This window comes from Aeromonas veronii bv. veronii, from assembly GCF_000820225.1.
GTDB lineage: Bacteria > Pseudomonadota > Gammaproteobacteria > Enterobacterales > Aeromonadaceae > Aeromonas > Aeromonas veronii.
This window is the reverse complement of the sequence record NZ_CDDK01000041.1, coordinates 137,604-161,438: the sequence shown is the minus strand read 5'-3', so window position 1 is coordinate 161,438 and position 23,835 is coordinate 137,604. Positions and strand designations below refer to the sequence as shown.

The window sequence follows — 23,835 nt, the reverse complement described above, 5'->3', positions numbered from 1 at the left end:
CTAATGAGCACAGCATAATCTGCTGGGTAAAATGTGAGCCACAGCGTGTATGGATGGAGCGCTGGTGTTTATAATTGCCGCGAATTATCTCAATCGGAGCCGAAGGGATGCCGGTCTTTATCGATGTCGAGTATGTGCGGGGATGGCGCCTGTTTCTGGTGTTATCGGATGGCACCACGGGGGTGCTGGATCTGACCCCCTGGCGAACCCAGCCGCTGTTTGCAAAGCTGGAGAGCGAGCGTCACTGCGCCCGGGTCTTCATCAACCGTCACCACCAGCTGGAGTGGCCCGTTGGATGTACCTTGTCAGCCCATGAGGTCTATCACCTCATCTCTCCCATCGATGAGCGGGAAGCCTTCAGCTAATCCCCATTTTTTGTGAGCCAACGCCAGATTCCTGTTGCTGGAATGTTTGCCCGTTTGCCTTTCTGAGCCAACTTGGGTAAAACCTGCGCAACATTTTGCCAACTTGCCTTCGCTTCACCTGACAGAGGCTTGCCGCTTTCGCGCCGCAGGCCTTTTTTGCGGCCTGACGGCAAACCTTTCCCTTGCTGAAAGGTTTGATTGGTTGAATGAAAATAACAAAACAAACAAATACATAAGGAAAATGTATGGCTTGTCATATGCGCACACCCCTTGCCCTGCTGGTTGGTGGACTCGCCTGTCACGGCGCTGCCGGTCAGGAACCGGTGCAACAGCTGGATCCCATGGTGGTGGTGGCAACCCGCCCCGCCAGCACACTTGAAGTGACACTGGATCCCAAGAAGCCCGGTTCCCCCATGCCCGCTGCCGACGGCGCCGGTTATCTGAAGAATGTCACCGGCATGAGCATGGTGCGCAAAGGGGGGCTCGGTGGCGACCCTGTACTGCGGGGGATGGGGATGTCCCGCCTCAACGTGCAGATGGATGGCGGCATGCTGGCCGGTGGGTGTGGCGGCCGGATGGACCCGCCCACCGCCTATGTGTTCCCCCAATCCTTTGACCGGATCCGGGTGCTGAAGGGGCCGCAATCCCTGGAGCAGGGGGCTACGCTGGCGGGAACCGTGCTGTTCGAGCGGGACAGACCCGAGTTCACCGCGCCGGGTCTCAAGGCCGATGCCTCGGCCCTCTATGGCAGCTTCGGCCGCGATGACCAGATGGTGGATATGACGGCGGGTTCGACCGATGGCTATCTGCGCGGTCAGTTCACCCACTCCGACAGCGACGATTACCGCGATGGCCACGGTGACAAGGTGCGATCTTTCTATCGCCGCGAGAACGGCACCGCCCAGCTGGGCTGGACGCCGGGGGAGCACACCTGGCTGGAACTAACCGCCGAGCGCAGCAACGCCCGCGCCGCCTATGCGGATCGCACCATGGATGGCCCCATGTTTGATCGCGAATCCTTCGGGCTGAAGCTCAAGCAGGAGCAGATCACCACTCACTGGCAGCGCAGCGAGCTGACCCTGTGGGACAACTACATAGACCACATCATGGACAACTTCAGCCTGCGGCAAAACAGCGGCATGAAGATGCTCTCCAACCCGGATCGCCGCAATACCGGCGGGCGCTGGGCCAACGATATCGCCCTGCCTGCCGACTGGCTGCTGACCGCCGGGCTCGACAGCAACCGGGATCAGCACCGCAGTCGGAGTGGGGTCGACTATGCCACCAAGGATCGCCAGCGCACCCTGCGTTTCGAGCAGCAGGGCGGCTTCGCCGAACTGGGTCGTCAGCAGGGGGCTCACAGCTACAAGGGTGGTTACCGTCAGGATAGGGTAGAGACCACCCGCTATGGCGCCGGTGAACAGACCCTCTACAGCGATACCCTGAGTCTTAACAGCGGGTTTGGCCGCTACGAATATCAGTGGTCGCCACGCTGGTCCAGCTATCTGGCCTGGGGGCAGGCAGAGCGGGCGCCGGACTACTGGGAGCGCAGCAAGGACAGCACCCCGTTCACCCTCAACCCGGAGCGCAGTCGCCAGTGGGATGCTGGGTTGGCCCTGCGCAGTCGCGAGCTGGACCTGACCCTCTCCCTCTTTAGCGCCGATATCAAGGACTACCTGCTCTACAACAGCAAGTCGAACAAGGTGCGCAATATCGATGCCCAGACCCGGGGTGGCGAGCTGGAGGGGCGCTGGCAGTTTGCCGAGCAGTGGCGTCTCGATGGTGGTCTGGCGGTGGTCTACGGCGAAAACCAGAGCGACAACAAACCGCTGGCCCAGATGCCGCCGCTTGATGGCAAGCTGGCACTGGGCTGGCAGCCGGACGAAGCGCTGAGTTTCACCCTGCTGGGGCGCGCGGTGGCGGCGCAGGATCGGGTGGATGTGGGCTCCGGCACGGTCGCCGGTCAGGATCAGGGGGAGACCCCGGGCTTCTTCACCATGAACCTGAGCGGCGCCTGGCAGTTTGCCAAGGGGTGGCAGCTTTCGGCCGGGGTGGACAACCTGTTCGACACCTTCTACTACGAGCACCTCTCCAAGTCGGTGCACGCCAGTCAGGCGGGGTTGGGCTATGAGCAGAGCGGCCGCATCCCCGAGCCCGGCCGGTCCTACTGGCTCTCGCTCAACTACCGTTTTGCCTCGGCAGGGGTGCTCTAACCAGTTGAGTCAGATAACGTTTTCAGTCACAGACACCGCTGTGTGAGCATCGCTATCATGGTGAAAAACAGGCGTATCAGACGCCTGCTCTCACAGCGGGAACATAACAATGAAACAGGGAACGTTACGCTATGGCGGCCTGCTCGGGGCCGCCCTGTTACTTGCGGCTTGCGGCGGCAGCGGTAGTTCAGGTGGGGAGAGCGCTCCCCCCGTCGTCAATCCGCCGGTCACCCACCCTCCGGTCGCCACGGCCAGTCGTGCCTGCTATGGCGACGATCAACCCGCCTGCAACCTGCGCATCTATCAGGTAATGGTGGAGTCGTTTGCCGATGGTGACGGCAGTGCCAACTACGGCGTCGGCTATGGCACCTCCCAGCACAACGGCGATCTGCAGGGGATCATCGACAGTCTCGACCACATCAAGAGTCTCAACGTCAACGCTATCTGGCTCACCCCGGTGTTCGACTCCTGCGCGGGGCAAGGCGGTGATAACAAGCTCGATGCCACCGGCTACTTCGCCTGCGACTTTTTTACCGTGGATCCCAACTTTGGCAGCAATGCCAAGCTCAAACAGCTGGTGGATGCAGCGCATCAGCGCGGCCTCTACGTCTTCCTCGACGGGGTGTTTGGCCACGTCAACAAGGTGGGGGTGAGCAAGCCCTCGCCAGAGGGGCGTCTGCCAGCCCTCACCAGCGGCGGTGCGGGTTATCCCGGCCAGCTGGTGGATTACAGCAAGCCGGAGAGCCTCGCCTACTTCAAGGAGGTAGCCCGCTACTGGGTCGAGCAGTACGGTATCGACGGCTGGCGCCTCGATCAGGCCTATCAGCTTGGGCTGGATGATTGGCGCGCCATTCGCAGCGAGGTGGAGCAGGCCAGCGCAGCGCGCAAGGCCGCCGGTCAGCAGTGGGGCACCCTCGGCTACATGGTGGGCGAGGTGTGGAAGGGGGCTGACGATATTCGCGCTCAGGCTTATGGCAGCAGCGACAATCCGGCGCTCTCCTCGGCCTTTGACTTCCCGCTACGCTACGGCATCGTGCAGGCGCTGGCGGTGGAGGAGTCCGGCAAGGGCGGGCAGGGGGCCAGCGTGCTTGACGCCAGCTGGAACAAGGTGGAGAACTACCCGAATCACGCCATGCCAAACCTGATGCTGGGCAACCACGATCTGGTGCGTTTTGGTGATCTGCTGGAGCGCGGCAACTTCAAGTCGACCGAGTACTGGCAGCGCCACAAGGCAGCCTTCAGCTTTATGGCGGCCCGCTCCGGCCCCATCACCTTCTACTATGGCGAGGAGTTTGGCGACGAGGTGCCGGGCTTTGCCGCCAAGGTCAGTGGTGACTGCGCAGCGCAGGGCTTGTGCGACGATCATGTGGCCCGCAGCGATGGCAAGGTGCCCGCTGTCACCGGTTTTGTGCCAAGTAGCGAACAGGCCGAGCTGAAAGAGTGGCTCGCCCAGTTGCTGGCGATGCGTGCCGCCCACCCCGCTCTCTATCAGGGAGAGCGAGTCAAATTGGTGGCCGATGGCAGCCTCTATGGTGACATCAAGCAGACGGCAGGGGAGCAGATAGTCTACCTGCTCAACCTCTCCACCACGGCGCTCAGCTACAACCTGCCGGCGGGCAAGCTGCGCAGCGGTAGCGCGCTGGTGGATCTGCAAAGCGGCGAGAGTCTGGCCATCGGCGGCAGCAGCGTGACGGTGGAGATACCGCCCTTGAGCGGGCGTTTCCTGCGTCTGCAATAAGTCAGACACAGCACGCTTTGATATGAGAGAGGGCCCCGTCGCGGGGCCCTCTCTGTCATTGTGGGCGACAAAGTCATGGCGGGTTATGCGGTAGTCTGGCCCCGGTTTTCCAGCCGCTGGCGGAAGGCGCGGGCCAGTCGCTCGTAGAGATCCTGCGCCTCCTTGTCTTCGATATCGCCGCGGATCCAGGGGTTATCGACGATCTCCAGCAGCACGCAGTCGCGCCCTTGCTGGCGCAAATCGAGCCCGTAGAGGCCATTGCCGAGCTGATGGACAGCGCGGCGGGCGGTCTGCAGCACCCGCTCCGGCACCTCGTTAAGCGGCAGGGCTTCGATGCGGCTCATGTCGAGGGGGTGCTTGCGGCGGCGAATGCGGTTGCCGGGTTCGGGCCGGTAGCGGCGGCAGGCGAACAGCGGCGAGCCGTCGAGAAAGCCGATGCGCCAGTCAAACTCGGCGGGGATCCGGCTCTGCACCAAGAGCAGGGCGGAGCGGCCCAGCCCCTCGTCCAGCAGCCGGGCCAGCTGTTGCTCGTCGCTGGCCATGGCGAGATCGCGCCCCTGTGCGCCGTCGGGCACCTTCACCATCAGCGGCAGGCCGAGCCGCTGCACCAGCTCATCCACATGGTGGCGGCCGCGGCGGGTCACCACCATGGTGGGCGGCATGGGCACGCCGCTGCGCACCATCAGCTCGTAGAGATAGAGTTTGTTGCTGCAGGCGAGGATGGCGCGGGAGCTGTCGATCACTGGCATCTTGAGCTGTTCGGCGCGATGGGCAAATTCGAAGGTGTAGTGGCCGACCGCGGTTTCGGCCCGTAGCCAGAGGGTGTCGAACTCCGGCAGCCGCTCGATGGCCGACGGTGGCAGGATCTCGGCCCGGATGCCTTGGGTGGCAGCAGCACGGATAAAGCGCTCCAGCGCCAGCCCGTCACTGCTGGCGCGGCCATCATCGGGATCCACCAGAATGGCGAGCTGATAGAGCGGCGCCGCCTGCTCCTCGTCACCGGTCCCCACCAGCGCCTGAGCGTGGTGCAGCATCAACTCCTTCTCGCTTGGGCTCAGCTCCAGCGGTGACAGGCTCTGCTGCTGGCGCACCGACCAGCCGTGACGACCGCGCTTGAGGGTCAGCTCCTGCAGCGGCAACTGACTCAGGCCATAGTAGTAGCGGGCCAGCCCCGCCAGCTCGTTCTGTTCACACTGGCCGAAGATGGCGCGTACCCGGATCCGATCCTCGCTCTGCTGGGCCAGCCATCCCTGCGCCTTGCGCCACAGCTTGGCCGGTGGCTGCTGGGGTTGCAGTCTGCTGATGGCCTGCAGACCCGGCAGACAGTGGTGGCCGCGTGCCTGGGCCAGCAGCGAGCAGTAGTAGCCTGCGCTCAGGTGTTCCAGATTGCGGCAGAGGTTGATGATGCGGGGTCTCCCGCCGGTGGTCGGCACGCCATGTTGCAGATAGGTGCGGGCGGTCAGCAGATAATCGGCATGGCAAGGCCAGTCGCCCAGCTCTTCGACGATGACATAGGTACTCATATTTTCGGCTCCACAGATCAGACTGCCTGAACAGGCAGGATCCCCAGTGGGCTTCGATGCACCGACAAGCACGACAATGGCGCGAGGGGAAACAAGAGGTTACAGTGCCTAATATGACGCCTTGGTAACTTGTGATACAAGTCGCATTTTTGGTGCTGAGGATAAATAACCGAACAAGGACTCCCCGTGTTGACCGTACGTGCGGCCCGAACCGATGATCTGGGCGCCATCGTTAATCTGGAACGCTACTGTTTTCCTCCCGAAGTCGCCTTTGGCCGCAGCCGCTGGCACTATCTGCTGGCCCACGCCAAGGGGCGCACCCTGTTGCTGCTGGACGAGAAACATCAGCTGATGGGCTATCTCTGCCTGCTGGAGCACAGAGGCTGGGATCGGCTGGTCATTCAGGCGCTGGCCATCCGCTGGACGGTGCGTCGTCTGGGCTGGGCCCGCCGTCTGCTGGAGCAGGTGATCCGCGAGGGCAAGGCCGCTGGCTGGGGTGCGATCCGGCTGGAGGTGGCGGATGCCAACGAGGAGGCGCTGGCGCTCTATCAGGAATTGGGATTTCGTCCCCAGCAGCGGCTGGCGGACTACTATGGCCGCGACCAGCACGCCCACCGGCTGGTGCTGCCGCTGGTGAGCGACGAGGAGCGTGAGCGGCGCACAGTGGCTCGCACTCAGGCGCGCAAGCCATCTTCACAGGCCAACTGATCATGTTGAACGAGCAGAATAGAGGAGCAGGATGAGCTGCGACAACTGTCTTGCCACCGCCATCAGGGCCAAGCTGGGGCGCTGCCCGGTCTGCGCTGGCCAGGCGTTCGTCATCGGCCTGATCGGCTGGCTGGTCTGGTGGTGGTGCGGCGCCGACACCTCGGTCAACGCCCTCACCGGCCTGCTGTTTGCGCTGGGTGGCTCGGGCCTGTTGCTGCTCCATCTGGTGGTATTTGTCTGGCGCAAGGCGACCGGACGTGAATTGAGCGATGAATGAATCTGAATAGATTCAAACAGATAAATAACAATATCGGTGTAGATATGGAGGTTCAGATGATTGCAATGGTAACGGGCGCCTCGTCCGGTTTTGGTGAAGCCATCAGCCGCCAGCTGGTGCAGGCAGGCTACAAGGTGATCGGTACCGGTCGCCGTGCCGAGCGGCTGGCTGCGCTGGCCGACGAGCTGGGCGAGCAGTTTCTGCCGCTGGTGTTCGACGTGCAGGACAAGGCGGCCACCCGCGCCGCCATCGCCGCTCTGCCAGCCGAGTGGAGCGAGGTGGATCTGCTGGTCAACAACGCCGGTCTGGCGCTGGGGCTGGAGCCGGCCCACAAGGCGGATCTGGAAGATTGGGAGCAGATGATTGCCACCAACATCAGCGGCCTGACCCTGCTCACCCGCTTGCTGCTGCCGGGCATGGTGGCGCGCAATCGCGGCCATGTCATCAACATCGGCTCCATCGCGGGCACTTACCCCTATCCGGGCGGCAACGTCTACGGCGCCACCAAGGCATTCGTGAAGCAGTTCAGCCTCAACCTGCGCGCGGATCTGGCTGGCACCGCCATCCGCGTCACCAACGTGGAACCGGGCCTGTGCGGCGGCACCGAGTTCTCCAACGTGCGCTTCCACGGTGACGACGCCAAGGCGGCCACCGTCTATCAGGGGGTGGAGGCTATCCAGCCGGAAGATATCGCCAATACCGTGCTCTGGGTGAGCCAGCAACCGGCCCACGTCAACATCAACAGCATCGAGATCATGCCGGTGGCGCAGACCTTCGGCCCGCTCAATATCAGCCGTCGCTGATCGCTGCATTGGTTGAAACAAAGAGGCTCCCGTGGGAGCCTCTTTGCGTTGGCGAGCCGGTCACAGGCTCATGATCTTCTTGAACTCCTCCGGCGAATACTTCTTCTCGCTGCGCTTGGTGAGATCCGTCATCAGCTTGTAGCGCAGTTCTTTGGCCATCTGATAGGTCTGCTCCAACTGGCCATAGGAGTAGTCGGCGGCCAGCCCGATGGCGGTAGCCTTGTCGCTGGCGTAGGCCTGCTTCAGGCTCTTGTCGAGGATGGCGACCTCCTTATAGAGCTTGTTGCTCTCCTTGCTCCAGACGCCGCGCAGCAGCGGCAGGTACTTGTCCGGATCGGCGCTGGCCAGCGCGGTCAGGCTGCGGAACTGCCAGTAGGCGGAATCGTCGGAGTAGCTGTCGCTGCCGGTGCGATAGGGCAGGGGATAGTTTTCCAGGCTGTTGTAGAGCGGCACCATCACAGATTCGGCCAGCACGCCATAGCTCTGCCAGATCAATCCCTGCAGCTCTTTGGGCATCTCCTTGCGCAGCTGGATGACGTGGGATTCCAGCTGGCGATCGACGCGGATCGGCCGCTCCGCCTTGCCCGCGAGCGGCGTACCGTCATAGGTGGCGCTCAGCACCCTGGCTACGTCCGGCACGGCGATGGGGGCATCCGGCTTCATAAACAGCGGATATTGCGCCTGCCTAGTCGCTTGTTTGTGGGAGGCCGTCAGCATGTTCTGGCCGAGCCACTCCCGATCCACGTTGTAGGGATCGGCAATCACTCCGAACGCCTTGGCGAAGTTGAAATCTTTCGGGTCGGCGTTATCCAGCAGTTTGTGCTCGCGCACGAACTCCAGCAGCTTGGGCGAGTGCAGCACATCGGCGCTGTCGAGATTGACGCCGTGGATGCGCAGACCGTTGGCCACCATGGCGTAGCTGTCGTCCGGTACCCGCACCGCAATCCAGTGGTGGCCGGAGCCAATTTCCATCAGCCAGGCTTCGTTCACATCTGCCAGATAGAGGCTGTTGCCCTCACCGGCGCCATATTGCTCCACATAGCGTCCAAGCAGCTCGACCCCCTCTTTGGCCGTCTTGGCCTGCGGCAGGATCAGGGTCGGGATGATGGCTTCAATCACTCCTTTCTCGATCAGCGGATCGGCTTTCCGGGCCTTGTCGTTGACCTCGGCACTGGTGGTGGCCGAGATGGCGACGTTGAACTCGTTGATGCCGCGCTCTTCATAATATTTGCCTGCCGGATCGCTGGTTGTGGCATCCCAGTCGTGGATGGCGGAGTAGGCAAAAAATGCTTTGGGCATAGGCACTTCCAGCCCGTTGCCCAGCTTCCAGAGTTTGCCCTCGTTCTGCTGCGCGGGCCGGAAGGCGAGGTACTTGTTCCAGTTGTTGACGCCAAAATCCTCGTTTCTGGCGATCATTACGCTGCCGTCCAAGCTGGCTCCCTTGCCGACAATAAGGCCGGTACAGGCGTCGGCACTGGTGCCAAGCAGGGTGAGCAGGGTGAGCAGGGTGGCGGAGAGAAGACTCAAGGTGTGTTTTTTCATAGGTGTACCCGAAGGGTTGCGGTGAGTGAGAGTCAGACGAGGGGATGAGGTGTGGGGAGTCTGCAACTCCGAACTGGCAGCGGAGTGAGCACGACAGATTGGTCTGCCTGTTATTGGTTTTTCGAACAGATCATCCATGACACGGCTGGCTGGTTGTGATGTGCGCCAAAATTGTATTCCTGAGTGGTTGTTTATTTTGTGATCGAGTTGCTGTTCCTGACTTTTCTCTGGCATCGTGGCGCGTGGACGGCAAAATGTGCCAAAACAGCGTGAACCGGCAGCAGATGAGTCATGATTCTGACGCCAGCCTTGCGTGGGGGGCGTGGTGAGATCCGCCATATCTTTGGATCTCGCACTATCTGACAAGTTGGCCTGTAACTTGCTGGTTTAATTGATAATGATGGGGCCTGACGCCCCATGTGACCGGATCAGCCTGTGCCCATTGCCGCAGATGCGCACTGAATTGGAGCCCCCATGGATATCAAACCTTACAGCCAGCAGCTTGCCCAGAGCGCCTCCAACAACCGCGCCCTCGCCACCCTCAACAGTGCCAGTAGCGGCGGACAGGGTGGTGGCTGGGAGGAGATGGTCAGTCTCTCCACCCAGCGCATGACTGGTCAGGCCCAGCAGGTGCTGACCTACGAACATCTGGCCAAGAACAGCAAGCTGCCGCCGGCGCTCGATATGAGCTCCGACAAGGGGGGCGTGGTGCAGCAGCTGGTGGACAAGGCGCTTGGTTTCGATCGCAAGAAGTTCAACGAGATCGAAGAGAAGCTCAAGACCATCGCCGATAACAAGAAGCTGACGCCGGAAGAGCGTGCGGAGCAGAGCAAGCCGCTCAACGAACAGCGAGAGGTGATGCTCAAGGAGGCGATGGATCGCCTGACCGGCAAGAAGAGCTCATCCAAAGATGAGGCCAAAACTGCCTGATCCTGCCGCAGTTCTGAGATCTACCCGGTCGGCACCAATGGGCCAGTGTCGACCGCCGATGGGCAAGCTTCTGCCACCTCTTTTGACCTCACCTCCCCACAGGCGCACAATGTCCGCGCATTGAGCCAGTCGAGGAGTCCGCCGTGTACAACTTCCAATATGCCAATCCGACCCGTATCTGTTTCGGCGAGGGGCAGATCGCCAGCCTGCCCGAACTGATCCCGCCCGGCGGCCGGCTGCTGGTGCTCTATGGCGGAGGCAGCATCAAGCAAAACGGCGTCTATGAGCAGCTGACCCGGGCCTTGGAAGGGGTGACGTGGCAGGAGTTTTCCGGCATCGGCGCCAACCCCAGATTCGAGCTGTTGATGGAGGCGGTGGCGCAGGTGAAGCGCGAGCGCATCGACTTCCTGCTGGCGGTCGGTGGCGGCTCGGTAGTCGATGGCACCAAGTTTGTCGCGGCCGCAGCCTGCTACGAGGGGGATGATCCCTGGGATATCTGCGGCAAGCAGGCGAGCGTGCACAAGGCGCTGCCGATGGGCTGTGTGCTGACTCTGCCAGCCACCGGCTCCGAGAGCAATCCCACCTCGGTGGTGAGCCGGGGGGATGTGAAGATCTCCTTCAGAAGCCCGCTGGTGCAGCCGCAATTTGCGGTGCTCGATCCGGCGACCACCTACAGCCTGCCGCCTCGCCAGACCGGCAATGGAGTGGTGGATGCCTTCGTTCATATTGCCGAGCAGTACCTCACCTTTCCTGTGGGAGGCGAGGTACAGGATCGGCTGGCGGAAGGTTTGCTGCAGGTGCTGGTGGAGAATGGCCCCAGGGCGCTGGCGGAGCCTACCAACTATCAGGTGCGGGCTAATCTGATGTGGGCGGCCAGTCTGGCACTCAACGGCCTTATCGGTTGCGGAGTGCCGCAGGATTGGGCCTCTCACGCCATCGGCCATCAGCTGACGGCGCTCTACGGGCTGGATCACGGCCAGAGTTTGGCGGTGGTGCTCCCCTCACTGCTGCGTGAGCGGGCGAGCCAGAAGCAGGACAAGCTGGCCCAGTTTGCCGAGCGGGTGTGGCATTCGACCCGCGAGGACAAGGCCCTGCGCATCGAAGAGGCGATCATCCGCACCGAGCAGTTCTTCCAGAAGATGGGACTGGGTACCCGGCTGGCCGACTATGGCCTCAGCGAAAGCTGCATTCCGGCGGTCTGCTCCAACCTCAAGCGGGTGGGGCGCACCGCGCTCGGTGAGCAGCAGGATATCGACCCGGATCGGGTGGCGCGCATTCTCGCCCGCGCGCTATAAGCCGGCGCCGGTTTGTGTCCCTGGCTGATTCATTTTCCCAATTAAAGAGGGCCGCTTGTTGCGGCCCTCTTGCATGACGGGTTAGCCGATCACTCGGTGCGCGCCTTCAGATAACCGGCGTAATCCGGGATCTGCACGCTGAACGCCTGGCGCATATGGGGGCTGTCCATGATGAAGTCGGCGGTCGCCTCGTTGGTGGCGACCGGGATGTTCCAGACCGCCGCGAGGCGGAGCAGCGCCTTCACATCCGGATCGTGGGGCACCGCATTGAGGGGATCCCAGAAGAAGATCAGTACGTCGATCTTCCCTTCGGCGATCAGGGCGCCGAGCTGCTGGTCACCCCCCATCGGGCCGGAGAAGAGGCAGGTGATGGGCAGCTGCGCCTGCTTGCCTAGCATGGTGCCGGTGGTGCCGGTGGCGTAAAGATGGTGGAGCTTGAGCTCCTCCTTGCGGCGCATCACCCAGTTCAGCAGAGGGGTCTTCATGTTGTCGTGAGCCACCAGTGCCACCCGTTTGTGGGGCGCCATTTCGCGTGCAATCTGTTCCATGGAAATCGTCCGTAGCATTGTTATTGTAAGAGAGTCGTATCCTAATCGAAAGCCATGACAGATGCTGTGTCGTGCGTATTAACTGTGATCCTGTCGAAAAGTTTTCGGGTCATGCGACTCAAATATGGCGGCCCAAATAAAGAGACCCGCGCTGGCGGGTCTCTTTGCTTGCTGGCCTGCTGGCTCAGGAGCCGTGATGCAGTTGCGACTGCTGGTAGTTCTCCAGCCCGATGCGATCGATAAGATCGAGCTGGGTCTCCAGCCAGTCCACATGCTCCTCTTCATCCTCCAGGATCTCCTGGAACAGGTCGCGGCTGATGTAGTCCTGCACCGACTCGGCATAGGCGATGGCTACCTTGAGGTCGGGGATGGCATCCATCTCCAGCGACAGGTCGCAGCGCAACATCTCTTCGACGGTCTCGCCGATGCGCAGCTTGCCCAGATCCTGCAAATTGGGCAGCCCTTCGAGAAACAGCACCCGTTTGACCAGCTCGTCGGCGTGTTTCATCTCATCGATAGACTCGTGATACTCCTTGTGCCCGAGCGCCTTAAGGCCCCAGTCATCGTAGATGCGGGCGTGCAGGAAGTATTGGTTGATGGCAATCAGCTCATTGGCCAGCACCTTGTTGAGATGGGCAATGATCTTGGGATCTCCTTTCATCGACAGTGCTCCTTGGTTCGTGCCTGAGGCTTCGATCGTTAGAGCTTAGTCCAGAAAAGTGACAACAAGAGGTCTGGCGATCCAGCTCGCCTGAGAAAAGGGGTGACCCTGTTGGCGGGTCGCATCAGAAAAGAGGTGTCCGGATCAGGCCACTTCGTAGTAGAGCACGGGTTGCTCCTGCTCCATCTTGTCGAGCTCGGCGGCGATGATCTCCATGGTCATGCGCACGCATTTGCCACATTGGGCGCCCACCTCGAGCGACTGCTTGAGCTGGCGGAATTCGCTTTTACCTGACTGCACCGCTTTGCGGATCTGGGTATCTGTGATGCCGCGGCACAAACAGACGTACATGATGGTCACCTCTTGTGGAATGAGATGAAATCTAAATGAGAATGGTTCGTAGTGCAAATAACCATTGGTAATAAGATCCCCTGCTTGCCACTGTGCAACCCCTTGGGGACAATGCTGGCAACCAGAGGAGATCACCATGCTCAAGAAACTGTTCAGCGCCCTGTTCGGGGGCGAGCCGACCAAGGCGCCGGAAGTCACCCCCACCGAATATGCCGGCTATCTCATCTATCCGGAGCCCATGGCAGAAGGTGGCCAGTACCGACTGGCAGGGCGCATCACCAAGGAGCTGGACGGCGTGCTGCAGACTCACCGCTTTATCCGCTCCGATCTGTTTGCCAATCCGGCCGATGCCGAGCGTTTCATGGTGCAGAAGGCCCACACCTTTATCGATCAGATGGGAGATCGCATGTTCGAGCCCCGCAAACCGGCTGACAGCCAAGCTTCATGACACTGCAAGAGGTCACCCTGCTGCGCGAGGCGCTGGCCCGCGCCGGTGAGCGGCGCCTGATCTGGCTGGAGGGGGAGGAGGCCGAGTGCATTGCCCGCGCCCAATCCCTGCTCGGCGAGACTGTCTTTTGGCTGGGCGCCGGGCCCGAGCATTATGCTCCGCAACCCGCCGCCAAGGCGCTGCAGCGGCTCGGTCAGGAGTGCGACACGCTGGTGTTCAACGCCTTCAGCGGCTTTCATCCCGATGCCTTCGGGGCGCTGGCGGGCACTCTGCGCGCCGGTGGTCTGCTGTTGCTGCTGACCCCACCCAGAGAGCAGTGGCCCGCATGGCCGGATCCCGACCGGATCCGGCTGGTGGCCCAGCCGGAGGAGGCGAGCCGGGCGGACCACGGCTTTATCGCCCGGCTGGTGCGGTTGCTGGAGGGGGATCCTGCCCTCTCTCTGGTGCCGCCGGTTTGCTCGCATCCGTGGCAACCGATTGGGCCCGAACGCAGGCTGAGCTGCGATCAGGCACGGGCACTGCCTGCCATCCACAAGGTATTGCACGGTCATCGCCGTCGGCCGCTGGTGCTGAGCGCCGACCGTGGTCGCGGCAAGAGTGCCTTGCTGGGGCTGGCCGCCGCCGAGCTGCTGCGTCAGCAACCCTCGCTGAACATAATGGTGACGGCCCCCTCGCAGGCGACGGTAGCGACCCTGTTTGCCCACGCCGCTCGCGGGCTAGATACCACGCCTGAACAGCTGGCTGGGCTGAGCTACTGTTCGCCGGATCGGCTGGTGCACGAGGCGATGAATCCCGATCTGCTGCTGGTGGATGAAGCGGCCGCCATTCCGACCCCGTTGCTCGAGGCCATGCTGGCCCGCCACAGCCGCATCGTGTTTGCCACCACCGAGCATGGTTACGAGGGGACGGGTCGCGGTTTTCACCTGCGTTTCAAACGGGTGCTCGATAGCCAGACCCCGGAGTGGCAGGAGATCCGCCTCTCTGAACCCATTCGCTGGAGTGAGCGCGATCCGCTGGAGCCGCTGATTTTCCGCCTGCTCGGCCTCAATGCCGAAGTGGCGGCGCCTATGTCGCCGACCAACCCGAGCTGGCGTCTGGTCAGTCAAGAGGCGCTGGCGAGCGACGAGGCGCTGCTCAATCAGCTGTTCGGCCTGCTGGTGCTGGCTCACTACCAGACTACGCCGAGCGATCTCAGATCGCTGCTGGAGAGCCCGGATCTCGACATCCATCTGCTGGAGCAGGATGCGAGCCTGCTGGGTGTGGCGCTGGTGGCGCGTGAAGGGGAGATAGAGCCCGAACTGGCCGAGGAGATCTGGGCCGGTCGCCGCCGTCCGCGCGGCCATCTGCTGCCCCAGTCGCTGCTGGCCCACGCCGGTTTTAAAACGGCGGGGGGGCGCAGCTACGCCCGGGTGATGCGTATCGCCATCCATCCCGAGCAGCATCGCCACGGGTTGGGTTCGCTGCTGCTTGGCAAGCTTGAGGAGCACTATCGTCAGATTGGCATCGACTACCTCGGCTCGGCCTTTTCGGCCAGCGCCGACCTGCTCCCTTTCTGGCGCAAGGCCGGACTGGCGGTGCTGCGCATCGGTTTGCAACGGGATGCCGCCAGCGGCTGCCACGCAGCCCTGCTGCTCAAGGCGCTGAAACCCGAACATGAGCCCGAGTTGAATCAGTGGCAGCAGCGTTTTGTACGCCAGCTGCCGACCTTGCTGGCGGGCGAGTTGAAAGGATTGGATCCCGAGCTGGTATGGCAATGTTTGCAAGGCAGCACCGTCACCGCGGCTGAGCTTGGCGAGTTCGAGCGTGATGAGGTTGAGTGCTTTGCCCTGCATCACAAGCCGTTCGAACTGAGCCAGTCGAGCCTGCAGTTGTGGCTGGCGCGCAATCTGGCTGTGCTGGCTTCGCTGACTCCTGACGAGCGTTATCTGCTGATCGCAGCCATCTGGCAATATGCAGATTGGGGAATGCTGGCCGCGAGGTTGCAACTGGCGGGCAAGCCCGCCGTGATCAAGAGGTTGCGGGCACTGCTGGCACGTCTCTTGGGTTCCCCTACCACTCGATAGGTTTGCCCTGCCAGTCGAGAAAGCTCAACTCGCCATCCGGTTGCAGCCGGTTCATCAGGTTAATCAGATGGTCGGCTACCAGCTCGGGACTCTGCACATTTCCCGCCGGTACATTGGCGTGAAACGGGCGGGAGAGTTGGGTATCCACGGTGCCGGGATGGAAGGCCAGCAATTTGACGCCGGGGGCCCGCCGGGCCAGCTCGATGGCGGCACACTTGAGCAGCATGTTGAGGGCGGCCTTGGATGCGCGATAGCCATACCAGCCGCCTGCTCGGTTGTCGCCAATGCTGCCGACCCGGGCACTGAGAACGGCCAGAGTGCAAGGCTCGCGGCCAAACAGAGGTAACAACTGGCTGATCCAGCGCAGCGGCAGCAGGGCGTTGGTCTGGTAGAGGCGGGTCATTGCATCGAGATTGATTGCTTCGAGTCGCTTCTCTGGCTGGATTTCCCCCTGATGCAGGATGCCGTTGCAGATCACCACCCGATGCGGTCGCGGTGCCAACTCCGCGATGCGGGCCACCACTTCTGTCATCTGCTCATCGCTGTAGTCACAACATAGCCAGTGCAGGGCTGGCGAAGAGGCTCCTGCTGGTGCGGGCTGACGGCTGATGGCAATCACGGGCCCGACACCAGTCGCCAACCAGTGTGCGACCAGCGCCGCCCCGATACCGCCAGAAGCGCCAATCACGACGACACCTTCACTCATCTCTGGCTCCTTATCAGCACATGGATTTGTCCTGATTGGCAGATACGCTCCCGCCAGTCTGCGGGATCAAGCGGTTAACGCTGCAATCTTGCCGAGATCCGAGCCGTTGGGTGAATTCCATTCCTATACTGAGGGAAAACCGCAGCGGTCTGCTGCCCGCGCAACCAGAATGAGAGTCACCATGATGTCCAAAGATGGGGAAGAGCGTAAATCTATCCTGACCGAAAGTGGCACCAACGAACTTGAGATCATCGAGTTTCACCTCAAGAAGCAGCTACCGGACGGCCGTGAAAAAACCGCTTATTACGGGATCAACGTCGCCAAGGTACGCGAGGTGATCCGGGTGCCGGAGACCACAGATTACCCCAACGCCCAGCGTCATATGGTGGGGGTCTTCTCCCTGCGGGATCGGCTCATCCCGCTGGTGGATCTGGCGGGCTGGCTTGGCATCAAGACCAACCCCGACCCCAGCCACAAGGTGGTGATCGTCACCGACTTCAACAAGATGGCCAACGGTTTTCTGATCGACAGTGTCAGCAGGATCCACCGGGTCTCCTGGGAGGATGTGGAGTCCCCCAGCCAGTTTCTGGAAGCGGGGGAGAACGACTGCGTGGTGGCCGTGGTCAGGCGCGATGGCAACCTCATCATGATCCTCGATTTCGAGAAAATCATCGCCGATATCAACCCCGAGCTCAGCATGGAGAAGTACGACGTCACTCAGGATCGCAAGGTGCTTATCGACGATCGCATGATGGCGCTGCGACAGGGCAAAACCATCCTGGTGGTGGATGACTCGGCCTTTATCCGCAAGATGATCGAAACCACCCTGCGCACCGCCGGTTACAACGTGATTACGGCCAAGGATGGGGGCGAGGGACTGGAGATGATGACGGATTTCGATCGTTTGGCCCAGGAGGAGAGAATGCCGGTGACCGGCTTTGTCAACGCGGTGATCACCGATGTGGAGATGCCGCGCATGGATGGCATGCACCTGCTCAAGCGGCTGCGTGACACCCCCTCCTACAAGGAGATGCCCATCGTGATGTTCTCCTCCCTGATGAGCGATGACAACCGCCAGAAAGCGCTGCAACTGGGGGCCAACGATACCATCACCAAGCCCGAGATAGGGCGCATGGTGGGGATGATGGATCATATGCTGCTGGGAATTGCCCCGCCTTCGCCCGCCAACAACATCTGACCTGCCGTTAACTTCCAATTAGCCGGTCGAATCCACTGACCGGTGCCTCAAGCGGCCACTCCTTGCAAAAGGGTGGCCGCGCTACTTTGGCTGTTTGTTGCGATCCCGACGCCCCTTGTCTCCCGGATATGATTCATGTAATGATAATTATTATCATTTGTTGGTGTGAAGCATATGACAGCAACCTGGGTGAAGGGGTGGGTCGAGTCGACCGAAGGTGGCAGCAGCATGAGTCACTGGAAACAGCAGACCAGAGAGGGCAACCGGCTGTTTGACTGCGGCGAGTATCATCAGGCGTTGGCCCATTATCAGCAGGCGCTCTGGCTGGCTCGTCAGCAATTGGTGCAGTGGCATGACGCCGATGAGGCGGTGGCTGCGCTGGTTGTGGCTCACCACAATCTGGCAGATCTGCTGGTGGCTATGACTTTGCCCGATCGCGCCGCCGACCTGCTCTGCTATGTGCACGACTGCCTGCTGGCGACCTGTCACTCCCCCGCTTGCTCCTCTCGCCTGCGAGAGGCTGCTTTGCGCCATACCCGCACAACCCGTGCCGAGTTGCTGACGTTCGTACAGCGCCACGGCAGCCACGCCGGGATCATGCGTTCGCTCGGTCACTGCCTGTGTCAGAGCGAGCCCTCATCCCGGCTCCATTAATCCGAACAGAGGTCATCATGAGCCATACCCTGCCAGCCCTGAACTATGCCTACGACGCACTGGAACCCCATATCGATGCCTTGACCATGGAGATCCACCACAGCCGTCATCACCAGACCTATATCAACAACCTCAACGCCGCACTGGAAACGGCGCCCGAGCTGGCCGCACTGCCGGTAGAGGCTCTGCTGCGCCGCTTCGATACTTTGCCCGCCACCTTGCAGGGGGCGGTACGCAACCATGGCGGCGGCCATGCCAACCACTCCCTGTTCTGGCTGGTGATGAGCCCGCAGGGGGGCGGTGAGCCGGGTGGTGAACTGGCTTTGGCCATCGAGCGGGAATTGGGGGGATTCGATGCCTTCAAGCAGGCCTTCACTCAGGCTGCCCTGAGCCGCTTTGGTAGCGGCTGGGCCTGGCTGGTGGTGGACAAGGCGGGCAGATTGCAGGTGGAGAGCAGTGCCAATCAGGATAGCCCCCTGATGCATGGCCATACCCCGATCCTGGGGCTGGATGTGTGGGAGCACGCCTACTATCTCAAGTACCAGAACAAGCGTCCTGACTATATCGCAGCCTTCTATCAGGTGGTGGATTGGGCCGAAGTGGCCCGCCGCTATCAGGCGGCGCGAGGCTGACTTGGTCGCTGGGAATTGGTTTGCAGTACAGCCGCCACAACCCGCGCAGTAATAACAAGACCCGCCAGTTGGCGGGTCGTCTGTTTATGGTGTGGCAGTGCTGACGCTGGCGGCTGAAGGGGTCATCGGCAATGTGGGCAAGGCCGCACTGGGCGCCTCTGCGGTGGTTTCTGCCGCGGATTTGGCGGGAGTGACCGGATCAGTCGTTGCCGCTGCGGATAAAGCAGGAGTGACTTGTTCAGTCGTGGCCGAGGCAGACGAAGTTGCTGACTCGGTGGCAACCGCGGCAGAGACTGCCGCTGGCTTGGCCTCATCCACCGCCGGTTTGGGTTGTTTGAGGCAGGGTTGCAGACTGCCGATGGTACTTAGTGACTGGCAAGGCACAGGCAGACCGATGGGGACCGGAGCCCCGAGGAACTTGGGCCCCTTGTCCAGTACATAGAGGTCGAGCAGCCCCATCAGGCGGGCAAAGACTTCCCTCACCCGTGTGCGGATCCCCTGATAGGCGCTGGGATCCTCGGCATTGAAGCCGACCGCATCGATACCGAAATGGCGAGCGATGAAAATGGCCCGCTCGTTATGAAAGCCTTGGGAGACCACGGTAAAGCGCTCCTGGCCGAACACCTCCTTGGCGCGAACCACAGAGTCGAGGGTGCGGAATCCGGCAAAATCCATATAGATGGCGGAGGCGGGGATGCCCGCCTTGATCAGGGCGCGGCGCATCTGGCGTGGCTCGTTGTACTGCACGGTGGCGTTGTCACCGGAGACGATGATGAAGTCCACCTTGGCATTGTTGTAGAGCTCGGCCGCCGCCTTGATGCGGTATTTGAAGTAGTGGTTGGGGCCGCCACCGGAGAGATATTTGGAGGTACCCAGCACCACCGCAACCCGGTTGTAGGGCACCTTGTCCACCCGATCGTAGGTGTAGTGACGGGCATCCGAGACGATCCACTCGCTGTAGCCCAGCAGCATGGCAATCAGGGCCAGCAGCAAAACGAGGCAGGCGAGGAGGATCTTGGCAAACTTCTTCATGCGCGGTGCGGTCAGGGTCTGAAGTTGGGAGTGGCTATCGGCATTCTATTACAACTCGGCCGCTGGCGTCAGGCTTGATAACGGGCGGGCACCTCATTCGGGCAGAGGTTGTCGCAGCAGAGGCCGGGAGAGCGGGAGGATAAAGCGAGGGGCTGCGGTGGCAGCCCCTCTGTTAGGTGAAGGTTTATCAGTGGGCGGAGTCGTTGCCCTTGCAGGCGTCTGACTCCTTGTTGGCTTGCCACCAGGGCAGCAGATCTCGGGCGAGCCACGCCTGATAGGCGTCGCTGTCGTTGGCGATCAGCCGGTCCAGCTCCCCTTCGAAGTCGCTCATCGCCTGCTGCCGATCCGGATTGCGCAGCGCCTGTGCCAGCGCCAGCCAGCTGGCGCCGCGACCGGTATCGTTGAGGAAGCGGTGCACGGTATAGGACCAGGAGTAGACCATCTCGCCACCCTGGTCGTAGTCAAGGTGGAGGATCGCCGCCAGTGTCGGACGCTGGTTGGCGGGGCGGTTTGCCACGTTATCCAGACCACGGGCAAAGCACTGGCCGTGGGCGATGTACTCTGCAATCCCCTCTGCCCACCAGGTAGTGCGGTTGAGCGGATAGTGGCCGAAGCTGCCGTACTGGTTGAAGCGACCATCCAGATAGTGAACGTACTCGTGGCGCAGGTTCCACACCTGGAAGGCGGGGCGTTTCCACTCCGCCTCATAGGCGAAGAAGCGGGCCTGATTGTCGGGGCGAGCCGGATCCCCCTCGATATAGATGCCGCCATTGTCGGTGGAGACACCAAACAGCGCGCTGCCGTAGCGGCCCCAGTCGGCGGAGGAGTTGAAGATCACCAGCTCCAGCGCTTCGTTGTGATCATCGGCCACCGGTTGCCAGCCAGTCTCCATCTGCTGGTGGAAGCGCTGCTCTTCATCACCCAGCTCGCGGCAGATCCCTTCGGCCTGAGCCTGGGTCAGATCCTGAGCGCGCAGACGCAGGGTGGGTGAGCAGGTGTGCTCGAACGGCAGAATATCTTCCATGCGGATCGGGGTACAAAGCCCGGCAAACTCGCCACTGACACAGGCTTCGCTGGTGCGATCCGTGTAGGTGAGGTAGTAGCTGGAGAGGGTCAGGGAGACCTCTTCCAGCATGGCGGCCGGATGCTGGCCGCCCGGGACCAGTCCCTGCTGGCGCATGATGGCGATGACATCGCGATCCAGCTGTTGGCGATAGGCGATCGCCTTATCCGGGCTGGTGTGATGGAGGTAGCGCATCATCTGGTAGAGGCGGCTATGGGCATCGAGGATGTTGTTGAAGATAAACAGGTCCCGTGAGCCATCGCGCTGTTTCCAGAGGGCCAGCTCGCTCAGGCCCAGTTGCAGCAGGCTCTGGCGCAATGCCGCCTCCTGTTGCAGCACAGCTGCACTGAAGTCAGCCTGCTGACCGTAAGAGGCGCTCTGATCGACCAGATTGAGCAGCTCGAACAGGCCATCGGCCCAGGGTTTGTGGCCATTGATCTGCGCCGCATGTTGCACCGCATAGCCGAGCGCCTGGTTGAGCTGGGCCAGCATGGGGGCGGCACTCTGGCGGAAGGCGGCTTGCCCAAGCTGTCCCTGCGCCGCTACGCTCCAGGCTTCCAGCACTGTGCCAGCCTGATCCTGCGGTTCAGCTCCCAGCAGCAATGGGTGGTTGAGCAGATCAATCATCACCCCGGCCAGCGCCCGGGCGGCCTGATCACTCTCTTTGCCAACGCCGCCGTGGTAGTTGTGGGCGCGCACATAGTAGAGCAGCTTGTCCATTGCCGGATGGGTCGGTTGGTTGGCAGCCAGCAGAGCACGCATGCCGCGCACCACCGCCATCAGCTTGGCGTCATCGTGGCCGTAATCCGCCTGCCAGGCAGGACTGTTCTGGCCGCTCACGTCGGCCACCAGTTTGGCGGCATCGCTGTCGAGCAGATCCACATCGGGTTGCTCTGGCTCGGAGCAGAGACGACCGTTGGCGCGGCGGCACTCCAGCTGCTCCTCCTTGCTGGCCAGCACGATGGGGCGATTGAGCACCCGGCTCTCCTGCCACTCTTTGCTCTCTGGCAGGGGCTGCCACTCGCCGCCGGCGACCGGATATTGGTAGCCGCTATCTTGCAACGTTACCTGAACCTCGCTGCCAGCGGGGATCACCTGACGACAGATGCGATAGCGGATGGTGTTGCTCCCCTCCTTGCGCTCCTGCGGCTCATCACACTCCTGCTGAGGCGTGAGCTGATCCAGCTGCCACTGATAGCGGCGCCAGACATGGATCTCGCTGACCTGAGCGGCAGCCTGACTGCCTGCCACCGGCTGCAGGCGGAAGAAGATCTGCTCCAACCGGCCATCCCGCTCACTCGGGGTCTCTTCAAGTACCTGCAACTGCTGCCAATCCTGCGGTTGATAGTGCCACTCCGACTCGGCGCAGTGACCTTGTGCGTTGAGTTCGCAGCGATCCAGCTCCCTTTCGCTCTGACCCAGGATGATGGCTTGTGGCAGTGGCAGACGATCCTGGCGCTGGGCGGTCGGCGTGCCCGCCAGCTGCTCCCAGCGACCCTGCTTGAGGCCATAACCAAAGTCATAACTGCTGGCCGGGATCAGCTTGCCCGCAGGAATCCGATCTTCACAGCGCACGAAGCGGATCTGCCAGCCCGCATCTACCTTGAGCTGCGGCTCGCCACACTGTTGCTCGGCCAGTGCGGCGAGATCGCTGCTCTGCCAGTCGAAGCGACGGTAGACCCTAAGCTGCTGGTAAGGAGCATTGCTGCTGCGCGCCTTGAGCTCGTAGGTGATCTCGGTGATGCGAGCGGCCAGTTGCCGGCTCGATTCGCCAGTCAGCTGATACTGTCGCCAGTCATTGGGGGAGTAGTTGGCTTGCGCCGAGGATGTAGCCAAAAGCAGGGGGCTTGCCAGCAGCAGCCACCCGGTACCTGAACGGTTCATTTTTATCCCTTTGTTCTTGTTTGTGTATTGTCTTGCGAGTAATCGCAAGGCAATTTACAGAGACTCAAAAGAATATCAATGATTTTTTAAATAACATATAAATCAATGATGTAGCGTTGATTTATATGCTTGCTGTTTTTGAACTCCTGCTGCCGTAGTGAGGGCTCACATGCGACTTTATTGAAGAAATTGTTAGTTTTGTAAAATGCGTGTCAGATCTCATTTAATCAACACGAGACATGCAGCAAATGACCAGGAAAAGCGAGATGTCCCTATGGCTTAAGCCACATTATCTGGGCGGATGATGACTGGTGACTCAATCAGCAAAGCCAGCTATTTGTTCGTGAGGAGGCGGGATGAAAAGAAATTGGCCGCCTGTATGGGTAGCACAGGCGACCTGATAAGAGTTGCTTTCAACACCACCTGCTCATCTGTTTCGCGCCAATTTCAGCGTCACTACAGATGAGTCATCAGAGATAGCTGACAGTCACGATCGCCATGTTGCTGGCATTGGTCACTTTGTAGCTGATAGTGCTGCTAATTGAGCTGATTTGACCGGCTTGCTGCAAGTGAGCCAAAGGCATGGTTTGCTTGTTCATGCCTGAATAGCAAGTCACGCTGCTGTCAGAAAAATCACATGGAGATTCATAGATAGTGCCAGTAAACGTCACTGAGCCATCAGCCGCAGAAGCTGTGGATGGCAACAAGGCGGTACCAAGCAGCAAGGAAGTGCATACAGAGAAAACTGTCTTGCGAACTAAACGGGAGGCGGTGTGTTGAGCTTTCATATCTATGTCCTTTTCGTCACAGGTGTTGTACGAAAAGGGCAACGCAATCAAAGAGTAATGCCATAAATCGGCAATAACATCACTCTTCTCAGATGGCAGCTCCGCTGTCTTAGGTATCAAAACCCTTAGACCGGTGGCTTTGCGTCCCGACCTTTCGATCGGTTTGCCCTTTACTCTATGTCTAGATGATAACACTCCACTTTGAGAAATCAATCGGCTTAAAAATCATGAGAGATGGATCACAGTTAGTCTGCATAATTAATAACGTATATTTATTTTTTTATCTCAAATCTTGCCTGTGAATATTGCGGACAAGCCTCTATATTAGCGCGTCATATCTATGATCAATATGTAATGTAGTAGATGTATATTTATATGTGGGCTGCCAATGATTTGATTACCTGATTACCTGA

The 23,835-nt window shown here is 60.9% G+C and carries 23 protein-coding genes and 1 riboswitch; of the genes, 13 read left to right on the top strand and 10 right to left on the bottom strand.

The window, feature by feature from the left end; genetic code table 11:
- Positions 1-107 precede the first annotated feature (107 nt).
- Positions 108-365 carry a DUF2442 domain-containing protein gene (locus tag BN1139_RS18035; protein ID WP_005335997.1) on the top strand — a complete coding sequence of 86 codons (258 nt, stop codon included), beginning with the start codon at positions 108-110 and terminating at the stop codon, positions 363-365.
- On the opposite strand, the gene BN1139_RS21490 is transcribed toward BN1139_RS18035, so the two are convergent.
- On the bottom strand, positions 362-622 hold the full coding sequence (locus BN1139_RS21490) for a hypothetical protein (protein ID WP_127006022.1): 261 nt from the start codon (positions 620-622) through the stop codon (positions 362-364). The two genes, BN1139_RS18035 and BN1139_RS21490, sit on opposite strands and share 4 nt — an antisense overlap.
- Between BN1139_RS21490 and BN1139_RS18030 the strand changes: the two genes are divergently transcribed.
- Together BN1139_RS18030 and BN1139_RS18025 are read left to right on the top strand one after the other, a co-directional pair.
- Entirely contained in the window at positions 611-2,578 is a 1,968-nt protein-coding gene (locus tag BN1139_RS18030) for a TonB-dependent copper receptor (RefSeq protein ID WP_013723436.1), read from the top strand. The genes BN1139_RS21490 and BN1139_RS18030 overlap by 12 nt on opposite strands.
- A 109-nt stretch (positions 2,579-2,687) precedes the next feature.
- Positions 2,688-4,316, top strand: a complete 1,629-nt coding sequence (locus BN1139_RS18025; protein ID WP_005354968.1) for an alpha-amylase family glycosyl hydrolase — start codon at positions 2,688-2,690, stop codon at positions 4,314-4,316.
- Between the two features lie 83 nt (positions 4,317-4,399).
- On the opposite strand, the gene BN1139_RS18020 is transcribed toward BN1139_RS18025, so the two are convergent.
- The gene (locus BN1139_RS18020) at positions 4,400-5,839 is read right to left on the bottom strand and encodes a RimK family alpha-L-glutamate ligase (protein WP_005354967.1); all 1,440 of its coding nucleotides are present in this window, start codon (positions 5,837-5,839) and stop codon (positions 4,400-4,402) included.
- Between the two features lie 186 nt (positions 5,840-6,025).
- Between BN1139_RS18020 and BN1139_RS18015 the strand changes: the two genes are divergently transcribed.
- The 3 genes from BN1139_RS18015 to BN1139_RS18005 are packed head-to-tail and all read left to right on the top strand — an operon-like array spanning position 6,026 to position 7,627.
- On the top strand, positions 6,026-6,547 hold the full coding sequence (locus BN1139_RS18015) for a GNAT family N-acetyltransferase (protein WP_005354966.1): 522 nt from the start codon (positions 6,026-6,028) through the stop codon (positions 6,545-6,547).
- Positions 6,548-6,578: 31 nt separating this feature from the next.
- Positions 6,579-6,824, top strand: coding sequence for a DUF3624 domain-containing protein (locus BN1139_RS18010; protein WP_005354965.1), 246 nt, complete (start codon positions 6,579-6,581; stop codon positions 6,822-6,824).
- 56 nt (positions 6,825-6,880) lie between these two features.
- On the top strand, positions 6,881-7,627 hold the full coding sequence (locus tag BN1139_RS18005; protein WP_041202822.1) for an SDR family oxidoreductase: 747 nt from the start codon (positions 6,881-6,883) through the stop codon (positions 7,625-7,627).
- A gap of 60 nt (positions 7,628-7,687) precedes the next feature.
- On the opposite strand, the gene BN1139_RS18000 is transcribed toward BN1139_RS18005, so the two are convergent.
- Positions 7,688-9,169: a C69 family dipeptidase gene (locus BN1139_RS18000; protein ID WP_005354963.1), complete on the bottom strand. Its 1,482-nt coding sequence runs from the start codon at positions 9,167-9,169 to the stop codon at positions 7,688-7,690.
- Positions 9,170-9,643: 474 nt separating this feature from the next.
- On the opposite strand from BN1139_RS18000, the gene BN1139_RS17995 reads away from it, so the two are divergent.
- Positions 9,644-10,099, top strand: a complete 456-nt coding sequence (locus BN1139_RS17995) for a hypothetical protein (protein WP_005354962.1) — start codon at positions 9,644-9,646, stop codon at positions 10,097-10,099.
- A 143-nt stretch (positions 10,100-10,242) separates the two neighbouring features.
- The gene (locus BN1139_RS17990) at positions 10,243-11,394 is read left to right on the top strand and encodes an iron-containing alcohol dehydrogenase (protein WP_005354961.1); all 1,152 of its coding nucleotides are present in this window, start codon (positions 10,243-10,245) and stop codon (positions 11,392-11,394) included.
- An 89-nt stretch (positions 11,395-11,483) separates the two neighbouring features.
- Here the strand turns inward: BN1139_RS17990 and BN1139_RS17985 are convergent, their stop codons facing one another.
- The 3 genes from BN1139_RS17985 to BN1139_RS17975 all read right to left on the bottom strand — a co-directional run bounded on the left by BN1139_RS17985 (position 11,484) and on the right by BN1139_RS17975 (position 12,954).
- Complete coding sequence (locus BN1139_RS17985) at positions 11,484-11,942, bottom strand: methylglyoxal synthase (RefSeq protein ID WP_005354960.1); 459 nt, start codon at positions 11,940-11,942, stop codon at positions 11,484-11,486.
- Between the two features lie 184 nt (positions 11,943-12,126).
- Entirely contained in the window at positions 12,127-12,603 is a 477-nt protein-coding gene (gene bfr / locus BN1139_RS17980) for a bacterioferritin (RefSeq protein WP_005354959.1), read from the bottom strand.
- Between the two features lie 144 nt (positions 12,604-12,747).
- On the bottom strand, positions 12,748-12,954 hold the full coding sequence (locus BN1139_RS17975) for a bacterioferritin-associated ferredoxin (protein WP_005335965.1): 207 nt from the start codon (positions 12,952-12,954) through the stop codon (positions 12,748-12,750).
- 136 nt (positions 12,955-13,090) lie between these two features.
- On the opposite strand from BN1139_RS17975, the gene BN1139_RS17970 reads away from it, so the two are divergent.
- Together BN1139_RS17970 and BN1139_RS17965 are read left to right on the top strand one after the other, a co-directional pair.
- Positions 13,091-13,402: an HlyU family transcriptional regulator gene (locus tag BN1139_RS17970; protein WP_005354958.1), complete on the top strand. Its 312-nt coding sequence runs from the start codon at positions 13,091-13,093 to the stop codon at positions 13,400-13,402.
- Positions 13,399-15,465, top strand: coding sequence for a tRNA(Met) cytidine acetyltransferase TmcA (locus tag BN1139_RS17965; protein ID WP_005354957.1), 2,067 nt, complete (start codon positions 13,399-13,401; stop codon positions 15,463-15,465). The genes BN1139_RS17970 and BN1139_RS17965 overlap by 4 nt, the downstream gene beginning before the upstream one ends.
- Here the strand turns inward: BN1139_RS17965 and BN1139_RS17960 are convergent.
- Complete coding sequence (locus BN1139_RS17960; RefSeq protein ID WP_005354956.1) at positions 15,452-16,171, bottom strand: SDR family NAD(P)-dependent oxidoreductase; 720 nt, start codon at positions 16,169-16,171, stop codon at positions 15,452-15,454. The genes BN1139_RS17965 and BN1139_RS17960 overlap by 14 nt on opposite strands.
- Before the next feature lie 181 nt (positions 16,172-16,352).
- On the opposite strand from BN1139_RS17960, the gene BN1139_RS17955 reads away from it, so the two are divergent.
- The 3 genes from BN1139_RS17955 (at position 16,353) to BN1139_RS17945 (ending at position 18,655) form a co-directional block, all read left to right on the top strand.
- On the top strand, positions 16,353-17,369 hold the full coding sequence (locus BN1139_RS17955) for a chemotaxis protein (protein WP_005335957.1): 1,017 nt from the start codon (positions 16,353-16,355) through the stop codon (positions 17,367-17,369).
- A 174-nt stretch (positions 17,370-17,543) separates the two neighbouring features.
- Positions 17,544-18,023 (top strand): hypothetical protein, encoded by a 480-nt coding sequence (locus BN1139_RS17950; RefSeq protein ID WP_005354955.1) that lies wholly within the window; start codon positions 17,544-17,546, stop codon positions 18,021-18,023.
- A 17-nt stretch (positions 18,024-18,040) separates the two neighbouring features.
- The gene (locus BN1139_RS17945) at positions 18,041-18,655 is read left to right on the top strand and encodes a superoxide dismutase (RefSeq protein ID WP_005354952.1); all 615 of its coding nucleotides are present in this window, start codon (positions 18,041-18,043) and stop codon (positions 18,653-18,655) included.
- An 84-nt stretch (positions 18,656-18,739) separates the two neighbouring features.
- Here the strand turns inward: BN1139_RS17945 and BN1139_RS17940 are convergent, their stop codons facing one another.
- The 3 genes from BN1139_RS17940 to BN1139_RS17930 all read right to left on the bottom strand — a co-directional run bounded on the left by BN1139_RS17940 (position 18,740) and on the right by BN1139_RS17930 (position 23,422).
- Positions 18,740-19,687 (bottom strand): SanA/YdcF family protein, encoded by a 948-nt coding sequence (locus tag BN1139_RS17940; RefSeq protein WP_005354951.1) that lies wholly within the window; start codon positions 19,685-19,687, stop codon positions 18,740-18,742.
- A 187-nt stretch (positions 19,688-19,874) separates the two neighbouring features.
- A complete protein-coding gene (locus tag BN1139_RS17935) occupies positions 19,875-22,634 on the bottom strand; it encodes a collagenase (RefSeq protein WP_005354949.1) in 2,760 nt (919 codons plus the stop codon).
- Between the two features lie 470 nt (positions 22,635-23,104).
- Positions 23,105-23,422, bottom strand: a complete 318-nt coding sequence (locus tag BN1139_RS17930; RefSeq protein WP_005354947.1) for a hypothetical protein — start codon at positions 23,420-23,422, stop codon at positions 23,105-23,107.
- A 91-nt stretch (positions 23,423-23,513) separates the two neighbouring features.
- Positions 23,514-23,600, bottom strand: a riboswitch (cyclic di-GMP riboswitch).
- Between the last annotated feature and the right edge of the window lie 235 nt (positions 23,601-23,835).